The organism is Streptococcus infantis (assembly GCF_047463655.1).
GTDB classification, from domain to species: Bacteria; Bacillota; Bacilli; order Lactobacillales; family Streptococcaceae; genus Streptococcus; species Streptococcus infantis_Z.
Map to the genome: position 1 here is coordinate 1 of NZ_JASHDM010000005.1, position 18,069 is coordinate 18,069.

Annotated in this window: 20 protein-coding genes, 1 pseudogene and 1 riboswitch; of the genes and pseudogenes, 15 read left to right on the plus strand and 6 right to left on the minus strand. The window is 40.1% G+C overall.

Annotation, left to right across the window (positions count from 1 at the left end):
* The coding region (locus QM877_RS05315) for a hypothetical protein (protein WP_414317777.1) at window positions 1-235 on the plus strand (235 nt) is incomplete at its 5' end.
* Window positions 236-625: 390 nt separating this feature from the next.
* Here the strand turns inward: QM877_RS05315 and QM877_RS05320 are convergent.
* Window positions 626-809 (minus strand): annotated as a pseudogene (locus QM877_RS05320) (helix-turn-helix domain-containing protein); the annotation flags it as partial.
* A 407-nt stretch (window positions 810-1,216) separates the two neighbouring features.
* Window positions 1,217-1,305, plus strand: a riboswitch (glycine riboswitch).
* Window positions 1,306-1,395: 90 nt separating this feature from the next.
* Here QM877_RS05320 and QM877_RS05325 point away from each other — a divergent pair.
* The 5 genes from QM877_RS05325 (at window position 1,396) to QM877_RS05345 (ending at window position 7,296) form a co-directional block, all read left to right on the plus strand.
* Window positions 1,396-2,718 carry an alanine/glycine:cation symporter family protein gene (locus QM877_RS05325; RefSeq protein WP_414317778.1) on the plus strand — a complete coding sequence of 441 codons (1,323 nt, stop codon included), beginning with the start codon at window positions 1,396-1,398 and terminating at the stop codon, window positions 2,716-2,718.
* 544 nt (window positions 2,719-3,262) lie between these two features.
* Window positions 3,263-4,441 carry a ryptide export MFS transporter gene (locus QM877_RS05330; protein WP_414317779.1) on the plus strand — a complete coding sequence of 393 codons (1,179 nt, stop codon included), beginning with the start codon at window positions 3,263-3,265 and terminating at the stop codon, window positions 4,439-4,441.
* Window positions 4,442-4,665: 224 nt separating this feature from the next.
* Window positions 4,666-5,214: a carboxymuconolactone decarboxylase family protein gene (locus QM877_RS05335; RefSeq protein WP_045763587.1), complete on the plus strand. Its 549-nt coding sequence runs from the start codon at window positions 4,666-4,668 to the stop codon at window positions 5,212-5,214.
* A 14-nt stretch (window positions 5,215-5,228) separates the two neighbouring features.
* Window positions 5,229-6,293 carry an acyl-CoA dehydrogenase family protein gene (locus tag QM877_RS05340; RefSeq protein ID WP_049508162.1) on the plus strand — a complete coding sequence of 355 codons (1,065 nt, stop codon included), beginning with the start codon at window positions 5,229-5,231 and terminating at the stop codon, window positions 6,291-6,293.
* A 106-nt stretch (window positions 6,294-6,399) separates the two neighbouring features.
* Window positions 6,400-7,296, plus strand: coding sequence for a TDT family transporter (locus QM877_RS05345; RefSeq protein ID WP_414315576.1), 897 nt, complete (start codon window positions 6,400-6,402; stop codon window positions 7,294-7,296).
* Between the two features lie 74 nt (window positions 7,297-7,370).
* Here QM877_RS05345 and QM877_RS05350 read toward each other — a convergent pair whose 3' ends face one another.
* From QM877_RS05350 to QM877_RS05365, 4 genes are read right to left on the minus strand one after another with little or no spacing between them, the layout of a single operon-like run.
* A complete protein-coding gene (locus tag QM877_RS05350; RefSeq protein ID WP_414317780.1) occupies window positions 7,371-7,910 on the minus strand; it encodes a DUF3278 domain-containing protein in 540 nt (179 codons plus the stop codon).
* A 12-nt stretch (window positions 7,911-7,922) separates the two neighbouring features.
* Window positions 7,923-8,264, minus strand: a complete 342-nt coding sequence (locus QM877_RS05355) for a hypothetical protein (RefSeq protein ID WP_414317781.1) — start codon at window positions 8,262-8,264, stop codon at window positions 7,923-7,925.
* A gap of 10 nt (window positions 8,265-8,274) precedes the next feature.
* Window positions 8,275-8,817 (minus strand): DUF3278 domain-containing protein, encoded by a 543-nt coding sequence (locus QM877_RS05360; RefSeq protein ID WP_414317782.1) that lies wholly within the window; start codon window positions 8,815-8,817, stop codon window positions 8,275-8,277.
* 14 nt (window positions 8,818-8,831) lie between these two features.
* Entirely contained in the window at window positions 8,832-9,026 is a 195-nt protein-coding gene (locus tag QM877_RS05365; protein WP_006152985.1) for a helix-turn-helix transcriptional regulator, read from the minus strand.
* A 218-nt stretch (window positions 9,027-9,244) separates the two neighbouring features.
* Between QM877_RS05365 and QM877_RS05370 the strand changes: the two genes are divergently transcribed.
* Entirely contained in the window at window positions 9,245-10,078 is an 834-nt protein-coding gene (locus QM877_RS05370; RefSeq protein ID WP_414317783.1) for a metallophosphoesterase family protein, read from the plus strand.
* Between the two features lie 63 nt (window positions 10,079-10,141).
* Here the strand turns inward: QM877_RS05370 and QM877_RS05375 are convergent, their stop codons facing one another.
* Window positions 10,142-10,951 (minus strand): amino acid ABC transporter substrate-binding protein, encoded by an 810-nt coding sequence (locus tag QM877_RS05375; RefSeq protein WP_414317784.1) that lies wholly within the window; start codon window positions 10,949-10,951, stop codon window positions 10,142-10,144.
* A 209-nt stretch (window positions 10,952-11,160) separates the two neighbouring features.
* On the opposite strand from QM877_RS05375, the gene QM877_RS05380 reads away from it, so the two are divergent.
* The 8 genes from QM877_RS05380 (at window position 11,161) to ldcB (ending at window position 17,912) form a co-directional block, all read left to right on the plus strand.
* Complete coding sequence (locus tag QM877_RS05380) at window positions 11,161-11,766, plus strand: nitroreductase family protein (RefSeq protein ID WP_414317785.1); 606 nt, start codon at window positions 11,161-11,163, stop codon at window positions 11,764-11,766.
* Window positions 11,767-11,775: 9 nt separating this feature from the next.
* Window positions 11,776-13,176, plus strand: a complete 1,401-nt coding sequence (pepV, locus tag QM877_RS05385; RefSeq protein ID WP_414317786.1) for a dipeptidase PepV — start codon at window positions 11,776-11,778, stop codon at window positions 13,174-13,176.
* Window positions 13,177-13,226: 50 nt separating this feature from the next.
* Window positions 13,227-13,817 carry a uracil-DNA glycosylase family protein gene (locus tag QM877_RS05390; RefSeq protein WP_414317787.1) on the plus strand — a complete coding sequence of 197 codons (591 nt, stop codon included), beginning with the start codon at window positions 13,227-13,229 and terminating at the stop codon, window positions 13,815-13,817.
* A complete protein-coding gene (locus tag QM877_RS05395) occupies window positions 13,814-14,095 on the plus strand; it encodes a rhodanese-like domain-containing protein (protein WP_414317788.1) in 282 nt (93 codons plus the stop codon). Before QM877_RS05390 ends, QM877_RS05395 begins: the two co-directional genes overlap by 4 nt.
* Before the next feature lie 166 nt (window positions 14,096-14,261).
* Entirely contained in the window at window positions 14,262-15,587 is a 1,326-nt protein-coding gene (gene brnQ / locus QM877_RS05400; protein ID WP_281334729.1) for a branched-chain amino acid transport system II carrier protein, read from the plus strand.
* Between the two features lie 96 nt (window positions 15,588-15,683).
* A complete protein-coding gene (locus QM877_RS05405) occupies window positions 15,684-16,721 on the plus strand; it encodes a M42 family metallopeptidase (RefSeq protein WP_414317789.1) in 1,038 nt (345 codons plus the stop codon).
* Window position 16,722: 1 nt separating this feature from the next.
* Entirely contained in the window at window positions 16,723-17,184 is a 462-nt protein-coding gene (locus QM877_RS05410) for an HIT family protein (RefSeq protein ID WP_414294345.1), read from the plus strand.
* Between the two features lie 11 nt (window positions 17,185-17,195).
* Complete coding sequence (gene ldcB / locus QM877_RS05415) at window positions 17,196-17,912, plus strand: LD-carboxypeptidase LdcB/DacB (RefSeq protein WP_315639506.1); 717 nt, start codon at window positions 17,196-17,198, stop codon at window positions 17,910-17,912.
* Window positions 17,913-18,069 lie beyond the last annotated feature (157 nt).

The window sequence follows — 18,069 nt, forward strand, 5'->3', positions numbered from 1 at the left end:
CATAAGATTCTTTCTAATGATGGTTTGGTCGCTTTTCATTATAGGTCTTATGGGACTTTTTTTCTACAACAAAATAGGCTCCATAATTCCTATGGTGGTTTTACCCACTACAGAAATTATAGAGCCAAAATTTTTTATTTTGGGCGTTAGAACTGTTTCCTCAGTCCTAGCGCCTTTTCTGTTTGATAAGTCTGTTTGGTGGAGGATACTCAATGAAAATCAAAGAGCAAAGTAGGAAACTAGCCGCAGGTTGCTCAAAGCACTGCTTTGAGGTTGTAGATAGAACTGACGAAGTCAGCTCAAAACACTGTTTTGAGGTTGCAGATGAAACTGACGAAGTCAGTAACATATATACGGCAAGGCGACGTTGACGCAGTTTGAAGAGATTTTCGAAGAGTATGAGAATCTTATGGGCGCAAGCAATGATGGCTTTCATCTTGCTTCCTCTTTGGGAAATTCGATTGTAAAAAGAAGAAAAAGCTGGATCTTTAGAATGTGCTGCAATCAATCCCGACATAGTCAAAGCTTGCTTGATATATCGATTTCCTTGCGTGATGTGTGAAGATTTTTTAATGCCAGCACTTTCATAAGACTGTTGAGCATAGTCGGCAGAATAAACCTTTTAGAAGCGCCCTATTCCAACACATTGTAGGACTGTCCCACGCTTGATTTCAGTATGGATAGTTTGAGGAGTTTTTCCAAGTAGAGGGGCAATTTCTCTATTTGATTTCCCTTTTTTTCCATCGTTCGATTAACCGACGGCTATCGATTGTCAAATGTTTGGATTTTGTAGTATAATGGCTTTGAATCTCTGTGCCTTTCTTGTGTTTGTGTTTGAACAACAAGTATAACACAGAGCTGTTTTCTTATGCCTATAAGAGCTTTTATGTGACAAGAGAACCCCTTGAAGCTGTTTTGTCAGCTAAAGCAAGGCTAGTCTTAGCCTTGGACACCAGCCTAACATCATCAAGCCGCTTATCAAATGAAATTGAGTACTAGCTATAAGCTAGTTGAAGCATCTAATTTTTAGGAGGGCTGGATGGCTAACTTCATTATAGAACTTTCAGTAAAGCAAAAATCATAAAAAGTATAATAAAATTTTCTGAAAATAATTGACAAGAGCTGAATTTTCTTGTAAAATAAATAAAAATTAAATACAACACCGAATGAAGTTTAATAGAAGTGGAAAATCGCTTGATTTTTCATGACTGTAAATGGACGGAACTCTGGAGAGACCGTAAAGGCACCGAAGGGGCAAGGCAGGCAACTGCTCAAACTCTCAGGTAAAAGGACAGAGCAATGATAGAGCGCTTTTTGGCATTTATCGATGCATTCCAGAGTACATGTTTTTAACATGTGCTCTTTCTTTTGGGGTTGAATAGATAGGAGAATGGTATGTTAAATTTGCTAAAAGAGCTGGATGCTCTGGTATGGGGCCCACCCCTTTTGATTTTATTGGTTGGTACAGGGATTTACTTGACTCTTCGTTTAGGACTTTTACAAATCTTGCGTCTCCCTAAGGCCTTCCAGCTTATTTTTACCAAGGATAAGGGGCATGGGGATGTATCGAGTTTCGCGGCTTTGTGTACAGCCCTCGCAGCAACTGTTGGTACAGGAAACATCATCGGGGTGGCAACAGCCATCAAGGTGGGAGGTCCTGGTGCCCTCTTCTGGATGTGGATAGCAGCTTTTTTTGGAATGGCGACTAAGTATGCAGAGGGCTTACTGGCTATCAAATATCGGAGTAAGGATGAAAATGGCGCTATCGCAGGAGGACCGATGCATTATATCCTTCTAGGGATGGGCGAAAAATGGCGCCCTCTTGCAATCTTCTTTGCTGTAGCTGGAGTACTAGTTGCACTTTTAGGGATTGGTACTTTTACCCAGGTGAATTCCATTACAGAATCCGTTCAAAATACGGCTAGTATTGATCCGACAATTACTGCACTTGTTTTATCTATTTTCGTAGGGATCGCAGTCTTTGGTGGGCTCAAGTCCATTTCTAAGGTTTCAACCACAGTTGTTCCTTTCATGGCTATTGTCTACATCTTGGGAACATTGACAGTCATTTTCTTTAATATCGAGAAAATCCCTGCAACTCTGGCCTTGGTCTTTACATCAGCTTTTAGTCCAGTGGCTGCAGTAGGAGGCTTTGCAGGAGCCAGTATCCGAACTGCTATTCAAAATGGTGTGGCGCGTGGTGTCTTCTCAAACGAGTCTGGATTGGGTTCAGCTCCCATTGCGGCTGCGGCAGCTAAGACCAGCGAACCGGTGGAGCAAGGTTTGATTTCTATGACAGGAACCTTTATTGATACCTTGATCATCTGTACCTTGACTGGTTTGACAATCTTAGTGACTGGGGTTTGGAATGGTAATTTAGATGGTGTTGCTCTAACTCAGTCAGCTTTTTCTACAGTATTTTCTTTCTTTGGACCTGCTCTTTTAACGGTCTTCTTGGTACTCTTTGCCTTTACTACGATTTTGGGATGGAACTATTACGGAGAGCGTTGTTTTGAATTTCTCTTTGGCGTTCGCTTTATCTGGCTTTATCGTGTGGTCTTTGTACTCATGGTCTTGCTGGGAGGATTTATCGAGCTGGATATGGTCTGGGTCATTGCGGATATTGTTAATGCCCTCATGGCTCTGCCAAACTTGATTGCACTCTTAGCCTTGTCGCCAGTTGTTATTGCTGAGACTAAGAAGTATTTTGATAAATAATGTAAGATTGATATTACCATTTATAGATAAGACTAGCATCTGTTTGTGAGATGCTAGTTTTTTCACTACTAGGGCTAGTCTCTTATTTTATACTCAATGAAAATCAAAGAGCAAACTAGGAAACTAGCCGCAGGTTGCTCAAAGCACTGCTTTGAGGTTGTGGATAGAACTGACGAAGTCAGCTCAAAACACTGTTTTGAGGTTGCAGATGAAACTGATGAAGTCAGTCACATATATACGGCAAGGCGATGTTGACGCGGTTTGAAGAGATTTTCGAAGAGTATTATGTCATAAGATGAATGAAATTCAAGAGTACTTCTTTTATGATATCCTTTATTTGCACTTTTATTTATTGTATAATAGTCAACATAAATCTGTTTTTATACTCAATGAAAATCAAAGAGCAAACTAGGAAGCTAGCCGCAGGCTGTACTTGAGTACGGCAAGGCGAAGCTGACGTGGTTTGAATTTGATTTTCGAAGAGTATTAGTCTGATATGTCTTGTTTCATCTATGTGCGAAAGAAAAATAAACTGGAGGTGTTTATGTCAAAAGATATTCGAAAATTAGTGACTTCACAGGGAATAGCGAATCTAGCAGATGTCTTTTTTAGAGTTGTTGTGATTGCGAATGTGTTTGTCTTATCTGGTTCGGTTATTTCAACCTCCCTAGTACCAATTCTGATAGGTCTATCCTCCTTTTTAGCCAGTTTCTTAGTTCCATTAGTAACGAAGAGATTAGCTTTAAATCGTGTTCTTTTCTTGACTCAATTTGGTAAGACGATTCTGCTAGCGATTTTGTTTTTTCTCCTTAAGTACACTGGAAATATCTCTATCCCTCTTTTATACGCTATTGTCACTTTAATCTCCATTTTGGATGGTTTTGCAGCACCTGTTTCCTATGCGCTTGTTCCACGATATGCAAGAGGTTTAGCTAAAGCGAATGCAGCCATTTCTATGAGTGGAGAAAGTGTGCAACTCGTTGGTTGGGGTTTAGGAGGCTTCTTATTTGCGAGTCTGGGAATGAATCCTAGCCTGCTCATTGTGTTAGCCTTGTTTACAATTTCTACGATTTTGATGTTCGGTTTACCACTTGTCGAAAAAGAAGAGTTGTCCTCTGAAACAAGTCTTGAGACGCTCACAAAAGGTTGGAGACTGGTGGTTAAAAAATCAAGATTAGGCTTTATTGTCCAAGCTAATCTTATAGAAATTCTAGCCAATGCTATCTGGGTCTCATCTGTTTTACTTGTTTTTGTGACTGAAATTTTACACCAGTCAGAAAGCTATTGGGGCTACGTCAATACATCCTATTCCTTGGGGATTATCTTGGGAGGAGCTATTATCTTCCGTCTAGCAGAGAAAGTTGTTACCTATAAATATCAGACTATGACCTTTTCTTTGTTAGCGACAGCACTAGTAACTCTGTTGATAGTGCTATTTCCAAATCCACCTGCTTTTCTATTCCTATCTCTAATAATTGGTTTTCTATCTCAAATTAAGGAAGTTCCTGAGAGTGTATTATTACAGGAATCGGTTGATGAGAAGGAACTTGTGAATGTTTACTCCGTTATTGAAGTTGTCTCTACATTGGCCTTTTCTGTCTCTGTTTTTCTAATGAGTTCTATCACAGAATATTTTGGAGTATTTACTGGCTTTGGCTTGGCTATCTTCTGCTTACTAGTAGAGTCCATCTTAGTTTTAAGAAACAAGCATCAGATAAATTAACAGTTATGATCACACATCTGGTGTGATTTTTTGTTTTCATAAAAATTTTTTATCAGTGCAATTTAAAATATATATTATGCAAGGTATAGATTCTGTGTTAGACTTATTGTCAACGAAAAGCTAATGACTCATCAATAAAGACAAGGATTTGTTCAATAGGCTGATGAGATTTCGAAAGATTTTCGCAGAAACCATTCAATTACAAAATGAAAAGAGGTCCCCTTATGACAACATTTACTATCCACACAGTAGAATCAGCACCAGCAGAAGTGAAAGAAGTTCTTGAAACGGTACAAAAGGACAACAATGGTTATATCCCAAATCTTATCGGTCTTTTGGCTAATGCTCCTACAGCCCTAGAGGCTTATCGTACTGTTGGAGCTATTAACCGTCGTAATAGTCTAACACCTGTAGAACGCGAAGTGGTACAAATCACTGCAGCCGTAACTAATGGTTGTGCCTTCTGCGTCGCTGGCCATACAGCCTTTTCTATCAAGCAAATCCAGATGAATGATGACCTACTTCAAGCCCTTCGCAATCGTACTCCAATCGAAAGCGATCCTAAGCTGGATACCCTAGCTAAGTTTACCTTAGCAGTTATCAATACCAAAGGGCGCGTAGGAGATGAAGCACTTGGAGAATTCCTTGAAGCTGGCTACACGCAAGAAAATGCCTTGGATGTTGTTCTCGGTGTCAGTCTAGCAAGTCTTTGTAACTATGCCAACAACCTAGCTAACACACCTATTAATCCAGAATTACAACCTTATGCATAAGAGGAGGACAAAGTATGGGATTTTTTTCAGAAGAATTTTTAAGCTGGTTAGACCAGCACGCTGATGAAATTGACAAAAAATCATGTCAAGCTGGAGAAGAGCTGATTGAGAAAATTGCTGCAGAAGGCGCCTTTCGTGTAGGGGTTCCCAAAGTTCTTGGAGGGCTAGGTGGAAGTGACCAAGATGTTATCGATATCCTTGCAGAACTCGCTCAACATTCCTTAACAGCCTCCTTTATCTCATGGGGGCAACGAACTTTAATAGATAATATTCTACATACTGACAATGCTTATTTCAAAGAAGTTTACTTGGAAAAACTCTTATCAGGAGAATATGCAGGTGCTACGGCCTTATCTAATGCGGTCAAGTATCTATCTGACTTAGAGGAACTAAATGTTCGAATCCTTGAAGAAAATGGGAATTATTACCTAAAAGGCCGACTTCCTTGGGTGACCAATGCCCGTAAGGATCGCTTCCTCACTATTTTTGTAGCAGGATTTGCAGATGATCCGAGTACAAGTTATGTAGTAGCCGTACCATCGGACGCAGAAAACTTTAGTCGTTCCGAAGATTTGGAATTTGTCTCTCTCCAAGGAGGTAATACAGCAGCTCTGACTTTTAACAAGGTTCCTTTAAAGGAAGAGTGGATTCTATCCAAGGATGCTCATCAATTTTTAGCGCAAAATCGTCCAGCCTTTTTAGGCTACCAATTTGGCCTAGCCTTTGGTTTGGCTGAACGTTCACTCTCAGAAGTCGAAAAAGAATTGGGGAAACGAGGTGTCTTGAAGGAAGAATGGCAGCATCAGGTCGAACAGTTAGATGATATTCGACATTCTCTCTATCAAGGACTATCTGAAGAGTCCTATTTCGTTAGAAATCCGCGTGAGCTATTCCAGTTACGAATTGATATTGTTGATGTTGTTGCCCAAAGTCTCTTATTAGAACTACAAGCTGGTGGCGGTAGAGGATATTTTAGTAAATCGACATCCGGTTTCATACGTCGTTGGAATGAAGGTGCCTTTTTGCCAATTGTTTCTCCTAGTGCAGTGCAATTGCGACATATTCTAGCGACAAACTAACAATAAAGAAAATAAAAACGAGGTTTATCTTTAAACTTCGTTTTTTAATACTTCATTTAAGCGCTTTTATGCTATACTGATAATAACATGACTATTGGAGGTTCACATGAAAAAACTCCCCTTGGCCTTTTCAGGGTGCTTATTGGGATTGGCTGGAGCAGGTAATCTCATCCTGGATATTTTTCCATTATTATCGCACGTCTTTAGTTTGTCAGGCTTGATTTTATGGTTTTATTTTTTATACAGTCATCTTAGTGATTGGCAAGAGAGCCAGCAAGAACTTAAGAAAGCTCCTCTATTATCGGGAATGGCGACCTTTCCCATGGCAGGGATGATTTTATCAACCTATTTACTGCGAATCTTACCTACGAGTATGGGTATCATAGCGCAAGCTCTTTGGTGGTTTGCCTTTCTACTGGATGTAGGTTTAATCATCTACTTTACTAAAAATTATGTGCAGACTAAACCAAGAACGAACGCAACGCCAAGTTGGACAGTTCTTTATGTGGGGATAGCAGTAGCAAGCTTGACCTACCCAGTGGTGGGTATAGTCGAGATTGCCTATGGTGCTTGGATTTTTGGATTTACCTTAACACTTTTCCTTTATCCTCTGATTTATCAAGATTTGAAAAGTAATCCATTGCCACGGGCTTTACTGGGGCAAGAAGGAATCTACTGTGCTCCCTTTTCTCTACTGTTGGCAGCACTCGTTCGGATCGGAGGTTCAGGTCTTCATGGCTGGATTTTGCTAGTCATGATCCTTGCTTCACAAACTTTCTTTTTCTTTGTCCTCAGTCGTTTGCCAAGGATTTTAAAACAGGGATTTCAACCAGCTTTTTCAGCCCTAACTTTCCCAACTATCATCACAGCAACTTCATTGAAAATGGCCCAAGGCATCCTGCAGTTTCCAGTCCTAAACCTTCTCGTTTGGCTCGAAACGATCATTTGTTTAACAATCCTTGTCTATGTATTAGTAGAATATATGCGGTATTTAAGAAACTAAAAAAGCCCCTAGCACTGAGAAGTGTTAGGGGTTTGTTGTCGACAATAAACATAATCAATTAGTTCAGCTTATACCTACTGTTCTTCATGTTCGGATAAAAAATAATAAGTCATAGTACCGAAGATTGATCCTACTCCAAGTCCTAGTAGTAGGAAAAGTGCGATCGTTTTGAGTTCTAGAAACTGCAAGAAGAAATCTGTAATCGAGTGATTTTCAAGGATTACTTTTTTGGAAAATAGGATAAATAAGTAGAGAGTTGGGGTGCTAATTCCAACTAACCAACTTCTTAACTTGATTTGATGCTTGCTGTAAGTGATTTGTGGAATCTCGGATTGATCATCATCTTCTAAGTGGAGCCCTCTAGTAGAATATCTTGCCTTGAGACTGAGGGCAAAAATCATCAAGAAGTAGAGATAGGGCATAGCCGTTCGAACTATCTCTATAAAGCGCCCAAACAAAAGATAGAATAGAAAGAGAAGGAATGAAGAGTAAAAGATTTGGACCATGGAACGGGCACAAGCCTTATAGATGATCTCTTGACGGCATTCATCAAATGGTCCTTGGATATGAAAGAAATTTCGAACTAAGCGAGTGGTTAAGTCTTCTTTTTTCATGTTAGTGACCTCTTAATAACCTTGTTTTTGATTAGCTTCTTTAAAGAGTTGATAGAGAGTATAGAAGTAGACTAGACTAAAAATGATACAGATGGTTAGAAATAGTAGATATCTCCAATCCATAGAATTCGTTAACAGTTGTGGGAAAGATACGAGGATAAAGCAGAGAGATGCGTTTAAGAGACGTATTTTTTTTGATGTGATTTTCTGAAATCTTTGTCCTTTGTTCAAGACAGGAAGGGCTAAGAGGAAGATAATCAGAAAAGGACGCGTAATTTGGCCATAAACTAGGAAAACTGTCATAAAGATACTGATCAAAATATGGCTGAGAATTAAAGTTAATAGTGATTTCATAAGCTTCCTCCTAATCGTCGTCTTGATCTTCTCTAGCTTTTTGAATACGAAGAGTGACGACAATATGCACTGTTAATCCGAAAAAGAAGGCTGCAACGATGGTCGACAAGATACTTCTGGTATTCAGAAGAGAGGTAAGATAGCTCTTGCTATCATCCATTAGGATATCGAGAAGTGGCATTCCAAACAACATGGCTATTCCATAGCCAAGACCAGCTTTAAGACCAGGATTACGTAACTGTTTCTTTTCTTTCTGGTTCAACACGTCAGGATCAATAGAAGCAATACCAGTTTTTGTAGTTTGACTAGTGACATAGATAGCACAAACCATGGAAATTAGAAAGATAATGATTGGATATCCAAAAGCGACTACTTGGGGATATCTAAAAGCAAGGACAAAGGGAATAAGATTGCCTAAAGTCATGAGGTAAAATAGAATCATAAAGATTTTATTTCCGATGTGCTCAGCTTCGCGCCGTTTGTGTTCATCAAGTGGCCCTGAAATGCCATAGATACGTTTGATTAGTTTTTCATTGAGGGGTTCTTTTTTCATTTTTCTTCTCCTTTTTAAAAATCGTCCTCCCAAAAGAGACTGTTGAGGTCAGTTTGGAGGCTTCGAGCGAGATTGAGACAAAGTTCCAGGGTGGGGTTGTACTTGTCGTTTTCAATCATGTTGATGGTTTGTCTCGAGACACCGATATCCTTGGCAAGTTCGAGTTGGGACTTGCCCAGTTCCTTGCGGAATTCTTTTACACGATTCATGCTTCCTCCTTTTTAGTTTATGTCACATATATTTGACTATAGTATATTCTTTTAAAAATAAAATGTCAACTATTTTTGACATATTTTTAAGAGAAAGTTGATGAGAATATTTCCGTTATAAAATCTTCTAGCGATTTTATGTTATAATGAAGAAAAGTACAGAATTATAAGAGTGAATTGGATAGACTGAAAGCTATCCACTAAAGAAGGAGCAGAAAATGAACCATAAGATTGCAATTTTATCAGACATTCATGGCAATACGACGGCCTTAGCTGGAGTGCTTAAGGACGCAAAAAATTTGGGAGCGACTGAATATTGGCTTTTGGGAGATATTTTTCTACCTGGGCCGGGAGCAAATGACTTGGTGGCTCTTTTGAAAGACCTACCACTTACAGCATCGGTTCGAGGCAACTGGGATGATTGTGTCTTAGAGGCTTTAGATGGGCAATATGGTTTAGAGGATCCCGAAGAAATTCAGTTTCTCAGGATGACCCAATATCTGATGGAGGACCTAAAGCCAGAGCATATTGATTGGTTGAGAAATCTGCCTATGGTAGCCAAGAAAGAAGTTGAAGGCTTGCGCTTCTCGCTTTCTCATAATTTGCCTGAGAAAAACTATGGTGGTGATTTACTGGTTGAAAATAATACTGAAAAATTTGACCAGCTACTTGATGAAGATACAGATATAGCCGTCTATGGGCATGTCCATAAACAACTTCTACGTTACGGTAGCCAAGGTCAACAAATCATCAATCCAGGTTCGATTGGTATGCCTTATTTTGACTGGGTAGGGCTGAAAAATCACCGTGCCCAGTATGCCTTACTTGAGGTTGAAAATGGTGAATTGGTCAATATCCAATTTCGAAAAGTTGCCTATGACTATGAAGCAGAGCTAGAATCAGCCCAGACCAAAGACCTTCCTTTTATCGAAATGTATGAGGAATTACGACGTGAGGACAACTATCAAGGCCATAATAGAGATTTGTTAGCTAGTTTAATTGAAAAGCATGGATATGTAGAGGATGTGAAAGATTATTTTGATTTTTTGTAAGAGTTGCTTTAACTAACAGATACTAAATAAACGATTGGACGAGCCAATCGTTTTTAGTATTTCTTATTGCAATTGTGATTGATCTGGTAGGTAAGAACCATCGAGATAAGTTTTGCTGAGTTTTTCAAGGGTTGCATCTTGGTAGAGTTCTTTGAGGACCTTGTCAAATTGTTCTTTAAATTCTTTTTCTTCGCTTGAGAAGATGATGTAGTTGTTTGGATTGTCATTGCTTTCCAAGTCGACTACGTTCAAGTCTAAACCTCGGTCTTGGATAATTTTTTGAACAGAGATTTTATCAAAAATTAGGAAATCAAATTCACCGTTGGCGAGGTCAGTCAGACGCTTAGCGACATCTTCACCAGAGTATTGGATAGTTGCAGGATTGTCGGAGTGGTTTTGATTCCAGTCTGTAACGACCTTGGCAGTAGAAGTTCCGGTGTCATCCTGGGTTGTTTTACCAGCTATGTCTTGAAGAGAAGTAAGTGCCTTGTCTTTTCTTCTCACAAGAACCAAAGGATTTTTTGCGATAGGTAGCGAGTAGAGGTATTTGTCTGTTATTTCTTTGGTGTAGCTCAAGTTGTTGGCAGCAGCTTGGTAACGGCCAGCATCCACTCCAGGGAAGATACTTTCCCAAGCTGTTTTTTGAAATTCAATCTTGTATTGATCCAGTTTTTCATCGACTGCTTTTAAAACCTCAACATCATATCCGGTCAAATTACCATCTTTTTCAAAATCAAAAGGTGGGATGTCTCCAGCAGTTGCTACGACAATGGTTTTAGGACTAGCAGTGGCAGTAGAAGTACTATCTTGTTTGGCTTGTCCACAGGCGATCAACAAGGGACTGATGGCTAATAATAAGAATAATTTTTTCATAAGATAATGGTATCTAGTTTACCAGACAATCAATCAGATATCTAATATATATTTTTTATGGAAGTGATAGAGAAATATTATAATTTCCAGTTTTGTAGTAAACAACTCAAGTAAGAAAAAGATAATTTGTTTCACCAATGAAAAATCTCTGCAAGCTCTTTCAGAATGTGGTAAAATGGAAGCAATAGAAATAGAAAAGGAAATCAATTATGAAATTTCTTGAGTTAAATAAAAAACGTCATGCGACCAAGCATTTTATTGATAAACCTGTCGATCCGAAGGATGTTCGTACAGCTATCGAAATCGCAACCTTGGCACCAAGCGCTCACAACAGTCAGCCTTGGAAATTCGTCGTGGTTCGTGAGAAAAATGCTGAACTAGCAAAATTGGCTTACGGTTCAAACTTTGAGCAAGTAGCATCTGCACCTGTAACCATTGCCTTGTTTACAGATACAGACTTAGCTAAGCGCGCTCGCAAGATTGCTCGTATTGGTGGTGCCAATAATTTCTCAGAAGAGCAGCTTCAATATTTTATGAAAAATCTTCCAGCAGAATTTGCGCGTTACAACGACCAACAAGTCAGTGACTACTTGGCTCTTAATGCTGGGCTTGTAGCTATGAACTTGGTCCTTGCTTTGACTGACCAAGGAATCGGATCAAACATTATCCTTGGTTTTGACAAATCAAAAGTCAATGAAGTCTTGGAAATCGAAGAACGCTTCCGTCCAGAACTTTTGATCACAGTGGGATATACAGATGAGAAGTTGGAACCAAGTTACCGCTTGCCAGTAGATGAAATTATCGAAAAAAGATAGGAAGAAAAAATGACAGTTATTGATTTTACAGCAGAAGTAGAAAAACGTAAAGAAGACCTCTTGGCTGACTTGTTTAGCCTTTTGGAAATCAACTCAGAACGTGATGACAACAAGGCTGATGCTCAGCATCCATTTGGACCTGGTCCAGTAAAAGCCTTGGAAAAATTCCTTGAAATCGCTGACCGAGATGGCTATCCAACTAAGAATGTTGATAACTACGCAGGACATTTTGAGTTTGGCCATGGAGAAGAAGTTCTCGGAATCTTTGCCCACATGGATGTGGTGCCAGCTGGTAGCGGTTGGGACACAGATCCTTATACACCAACTATCAAAAATGGTCGCCTTTATGCGCGTGGGGCTTCTGATGACAAGGGACCTACAACAGCTTGCTATTATGGCTTGAAAATCATCAAAGAATTGGGCCTTCCAACATCTAAGAAAGTTCGCTTTATTGTCGGAACAGACGAAGAATCAGGCTGGGCAGACATGGACTACTATTTTGAACATGTAGGACTTGCAAAACCAGACTTCGGTTTCTCTCCTGATGCTGAGTTCCCGATCATCAACGGTGAAAAAGGAAACATTACTGAATACCTCCACTTTGCAGGAGAAAATGCAGGTGCTGCCCGTCTTCACAGTTTTACAGGTGGTTTGCGTGAGAATATGGTACCTGAATCAGCAACAGCAGTTGTTTCAGGTGACTTGGCTGACTTGCAAGCTAAACTAGATGCCTTTGTTGCAGAATACAAACTCAGAGGGGAAATTCAAGAAGAAGCTGGTCAATACAAGGTGACCATCATTGGTAAATCAGCCCATGGTGCTATGCCTGCTTCAGGTGTCAATGGTGCGACTTACCTTGCTCTCTTCCTCAGCCAATTTGCTTTTGAAGGACCTGCAAAAGACTACCTCGATATTGCTGGTAAGATTCTCTTGAATGACCACGAAGGGAAGAACTTGAAAGTAGCTCATGTGGACGAAAAGATGGGTGCCCTTTCTATGAATGCGGGTGTTTTCCGCTTCGATGAATCAAGTGCTGACAATACCATTGCCCTCAACTTCCGTTATCCAAAAGGAACAAGCCCAGAGCAAATCAAGTCAGTTCTTGAAACCTTGCCAGTTGCTTCAGTTAGCCTTTCTGAACATGGTCACACTCCTCACTATGTGCCAATGGAAGATCCACTCGTTCAAACCTTGTTGAATGTTTATGAAAAACAAACAGGTCTTAAAGGTCACGAACAAGTTATCGGTGGTGGAACATTTGGACGTCTCTTAGAGCGTGGTGTAGCCTACGGTGCTATGTTCCCAGATTCTATCGATACTATGCACCAAGCCAACGAATTTATCGCCTTGGATGATCTCTTCCGTGCAGCAGCTATCTACGCTGAAGCTATTTACGAATTGATCAAATAATGCTATAGAAGTCTGAGATTTAATGCTTAGACTTCTTTTTGGAGGAGAAAATGTTTCAAATCGAAAGAATCAAGCAAGCTATCATAGAGGATCCACAGAATGCCAGCTATACTGAGCAAGGCATCGAGCCACTCTTTGCAGCACCAAAAACAGCTCGTATCAATATCATTGGCCAGGCACCTGGTCTCAAAACCCAGGAAGCAGGGCTATACTGGAAGGATAAAAGTGGGGACCGCTTGCGAGAATGGTTGGGTGTGGATGAAGATACCTTTTACAACTCAGGTTACTTTGCAGTCATGCCCATGGATTTCTACTTTCCAGGTCATGGGAAATCGGGTGACCTGCCACCTCGTCCAGGTTTTGCAGAAAAATGGCATCCAGAACTCTTGAAGGAATTGCCAGATATTCAATTAACTCTCTTGATTGGGCAGTATGCCCAAGCCTACTATCTACATGAGAAAGTTAGTGGTAAGGTGACAGACCGTGTGCGTCGGTTCAAGGATTATTTGCCTGATTATTTCCCTCTGGTGCATCCTTCACCCCGTAATCAAATTTGGATGAAAAAAAATCCTTGGTTTGAGGCAGAAGTGGTGCCAGAATTAAAAGATAGAATACAAAAAATTCTCGGAGAAGAAAAATGAAAGAAATTACTTTTAACAATTTTTACCAGCTTTATCAGAAAGAGTCGCTTTCTGTATTGGATGTGAGAGAAGTAGAGGAATTTGAGGCTCTTCATTTAGAAGGTGTTCGTAATTTCCCTCTCAGTCAACTGGCAGATACTTATGAGCAACTAGATAAAACCCAGCCTTACTATGTGATCTGTAAATCAGGAATACGTTCCGCACGTGCCTGCCAATTTTTAACAGAACAAGGCTATGAGGTTATCAATGTTCAAGGTGGCATGGATGCCTTAGAATAAGAAAAATTTCCTTCGAAACCTTTTAAAAATGAGAAAGGACTCGAAGGATTTTTTTGCATTAAAATTCGGAAAATTGAAAACATTTTAGAATTATTTCGTGACAGCCTTTTCTAGCCGTTAATCATGTTATACTAGGAAAGTATTTTATTTTTAATAAGGAGAGTTTATGGCTAAAAAAGGTGCTTTAACAGGATTACTCCTGTTTGGAATATTTTTTGGAGCAGGTAACTTGATTTTCCCTCCAACTCTAGGCGCACAGTCTGGAGAAAACTTCCTCCCTGCCATTGCAGGATTTGTATTTTCAGGTGTTGGGATTGCCGTCCTAACCTTAATCATTGGAACCCTCAATCCGAAGGGTTATATCTATGAGATTTCTAAGAAAATTTCTCCATGGTTTGCGACGATTTATCTTGCAGTTTTGTACTTGTCGATTGGCCCATTCTTTGCCATCCCTCGTACAGCAACGACATCATTTGAAGTTGGTATTAGTCCACTCTTGGATCAAGCAGATAAAGGCTTAGGTTTGATTGTCTTCACCATTCTTTACTTTGTAGCTGCCTACCTAATCTCGCTGAATCCTTCAAAAATCTTAGATCGTATCGGTCGAATCTTGACTCCAGTTTTTGCCATCTTAATTGTTATTCTGGTTATCCTTGGAGCTTTCAAGTATGGTGGGAACGCACCACAAGCAGCGTCAGGAGCTTATCAAGCTTCAGCCTTTGGAGCCGGTTTCCTTGAAGGATACAATACGCTTGATGCGCTTGCATCGGTTGCCTTCAGTGTTATTGCAGTACAAACCTTGAAACAACTTGGTTTTTCAAGTAAGAAAGAGTACATTTCAACCATTTGGGTTGTTGGAATCGTTGTAGCACTCGGATTTAGTGCTCTCTACATCGGTCTAGGTTTCTTGGGCAATCATTTCCCAGTAACAGAAGAAGCAATGAAGAGTGGAACTCCTGGAGTTTATATCTTGTCTCAAGCGACTCAAGAAATCTTTGGTTCTACTGCTCAGCTTTTCCTTGCGGCTATGGTAACCGTTACTTGCTTTACAACGACTGTAGGGTTGATTGTATCAACTGCCGAGTTCTTTAACGGACGTTTTCCACAAGTCAGCTACAAGGTTTATGCGACAGTCTTTACCTTGATTGGTTTTGCTATTGCAAATCTTGGTTTGAGTGCTATTATTAAGTACTCTGTACCAGTTCTTGTTATTTTGTACCCAATTACGATTGCCATTGTCATGATTGTGATTGTGAACAAGTTTGTTGCTCTTTCAAAACCAGGAATGCAATTAACGGTTGGTATTGTCACAGCCATTGCTATTGCAAGTGTTTTAGGATCTACTTTTAAAGTTGAGGTCCTTGCAAATATCGTGAACGCTCTACCATTTGCGGCGGCTTCTCTGCCATGGTTAGTACCAGCTATTATCGGTATTCTACTTTCTCTTGTTCTTCCAAATAAACAAGAAAGTGAAGCTTTTGAAATGGAATAATCACTAAAATCACTTTTGTAGCTAAGTCTACAGGAGTGATTTTCTTTTTTATCCGATGATAAATGTGTTATAATAGGTAGCAAAAGAGGTGAAGAAATGAATCAAACTGTAGAATATATCAAAGAACTAACTGATATTGCGTCACCAACAGGTTTTACGCGTGAAATTACGAATTATTTAGTTGAGACGCTTGAAAAACTAGGCTATCAACCTATCCGTACTGCTAAAGGTGGAGTGAATGTTACCATTAAAGGTAAAAATAATGAGCAACATCGCTATGTAACTGCCCATGTGGATACCTTGGGAGCTATCGTTCGCGCTGTTAAACCAGATGGTCGCCTCAAGATGGACCGTATCGGTGGCTATCCTTGGAATATGATTGAAGGCGAAAACTGTACTGTTCATGTGGCTAGCACAGGGAAAACTGTTTCAGGTACGATTTTGATCCACCAAACTTCTTGTCACGTATATAAAGACGCTGGAACTGCTGAACGTACACAGGACAATATGGAAGTTCGTTTGGATGAAAAAGTGACCAATGAAAAAGAAACACGCGCACTCGGTATCGAGGTTGGTGACTTTATCAGCTTTGACCCTCGAACTGTCGTGACTGAGACAGGCTTTATCAAGTCTCGTCATTTGGATGATAAGGTCAGCGCAGCTATTCTCCTTAATCTCCTCAAAGTATACAAAGAAGAAGGGATTGAACTTCCTGTCACTACGCATTTTGCCTTTTCAGTCTTTGAAGAAGTGGGGCATGGTGCTAACTCAAGTATTCCAAGTCAAGTTGTCGAATATCTAGCTGTGGATATGGGAGCAATGGGAGATGATCAGCAGACAGACGAGTACACAGTGTCTATCTGTGTTAAAGATGCTTCTGGTCCTTACCACTATGAATTCCGTCAACACTTGGTAGCTCTCGCAAAAGAGCAAGACATTCCATTCAAACTAGATATCTATCCATTTTATGGTTCTGATGCTTCTGCAGCGATGTCAGCTGGAGCAGAGGTTAAGCACGCTCTTCTAGGAGCAGGTATTGAGTCAAGTCACTCTTACGAGCGTACTCATATTGACTCTGTAGTGGCTACTGATCGTATGGTGGATGCTTATCTCAAGAGTGACTTGGTGGACTAAGATGTGCTTGATTTGTGATCGAATTGAACTCATCAAGACTGGTGACAATCCCTACTTTGTAAAAGAACTGGAAACAGGATATGTTGTCATTGGTGACCACCAGTATTTTGAAGGTTACACTCTGTTTTTAGCAAAGGAACATGTCACAGAACTACATCATCTAGATCCAAGTGTTAAACTTCGTTTTTTAGAGGAAATGAGTATGGTTCAGGAAGCTGTATCTAAAGCCTTCTCTGCTCAAAAGATGAATGTAGAGTTGTTAGGAAATGGGGATGCCCATGCCCACTGGCATATTTTTCCTAGACGAGCTGGTGATATGAAGGGACACGGTCTTAATGGGCGTGGTCCAGTCTGGTGGGTTCCATGGGAAGAAATGGCAGCAGAAGATTGTCAAGCGCAACCGAAACAATTAGAAAACTTAATTCAAACTTTATCTGTTGCATTGGATAAAGTTATCATATGAAAGGATAAATCATGAAAAAAAGATACCTTATCTTGTCTGGACTACTAGCCCTAACATTGGCGGCTTGTTCGCAAGAAAAACCAGCAACTTCTGACGCAAAAGCTTCTTCAGAGCAGAAGACTGTACAAGAAGGAACCGCGGGAAGTAAGTCTCAGGAAGCGAGTCAGAAAAAGGCAGAAGTGGTCAATAAGGGAGATTACTATAGCATTCAAGGCAAGTACGATGAAATTGTTATCGCTAATAAACACTATCCCTTATCTAAAGATTATAATCCAGGAGAAAATCCTACCGCTAAGGCAGAACTGTTGAAACTTATTGCAGCTATGCAGCAAGCAGGTTTCCCAATCAGCGACCACTATAGTGGATTTAGAAGTTATGAGACTCAGGTTAAATTGTATCAAGATTATGTCAATCAAGACGGAAAGGCAGAGGCTGACCGCTATTCTGCACGACCTGGATATAGTGAACACCAAACTGGTCTTGCTTTCGACCTTATCGGCACAGATGGAGACTTAGTGACAGAAGAAAAAGCAGCTCAATGGCTCTTGGATCATGCTGCTGACTATGGCTTTGTCGTTCGTTATCTTAAAGGTAAGGAAAAAGAAACAGGATATATGGCTGAAGAATGGCACCTTCGCTATGTTGGCAAAGAAGCCAAAGAAATTGCAGCAAGTGGCCTCAGTTTGGAAGAGTATTACGGTTTTGAAGGTGGAGACTATGTTGATTAGTCGCAAAACATCTTGCAAGATTACTTAAAATTTGATAAAATGAATAATAATTAAATAGGAATCTGCAAGACTAGTATCTCAGGGGAAGTATATCAGGGAGGAGAGCCGTGACTGAAAGCTCTCTATATGAAAGCTGGGTGAATTCACTTGCCTATGG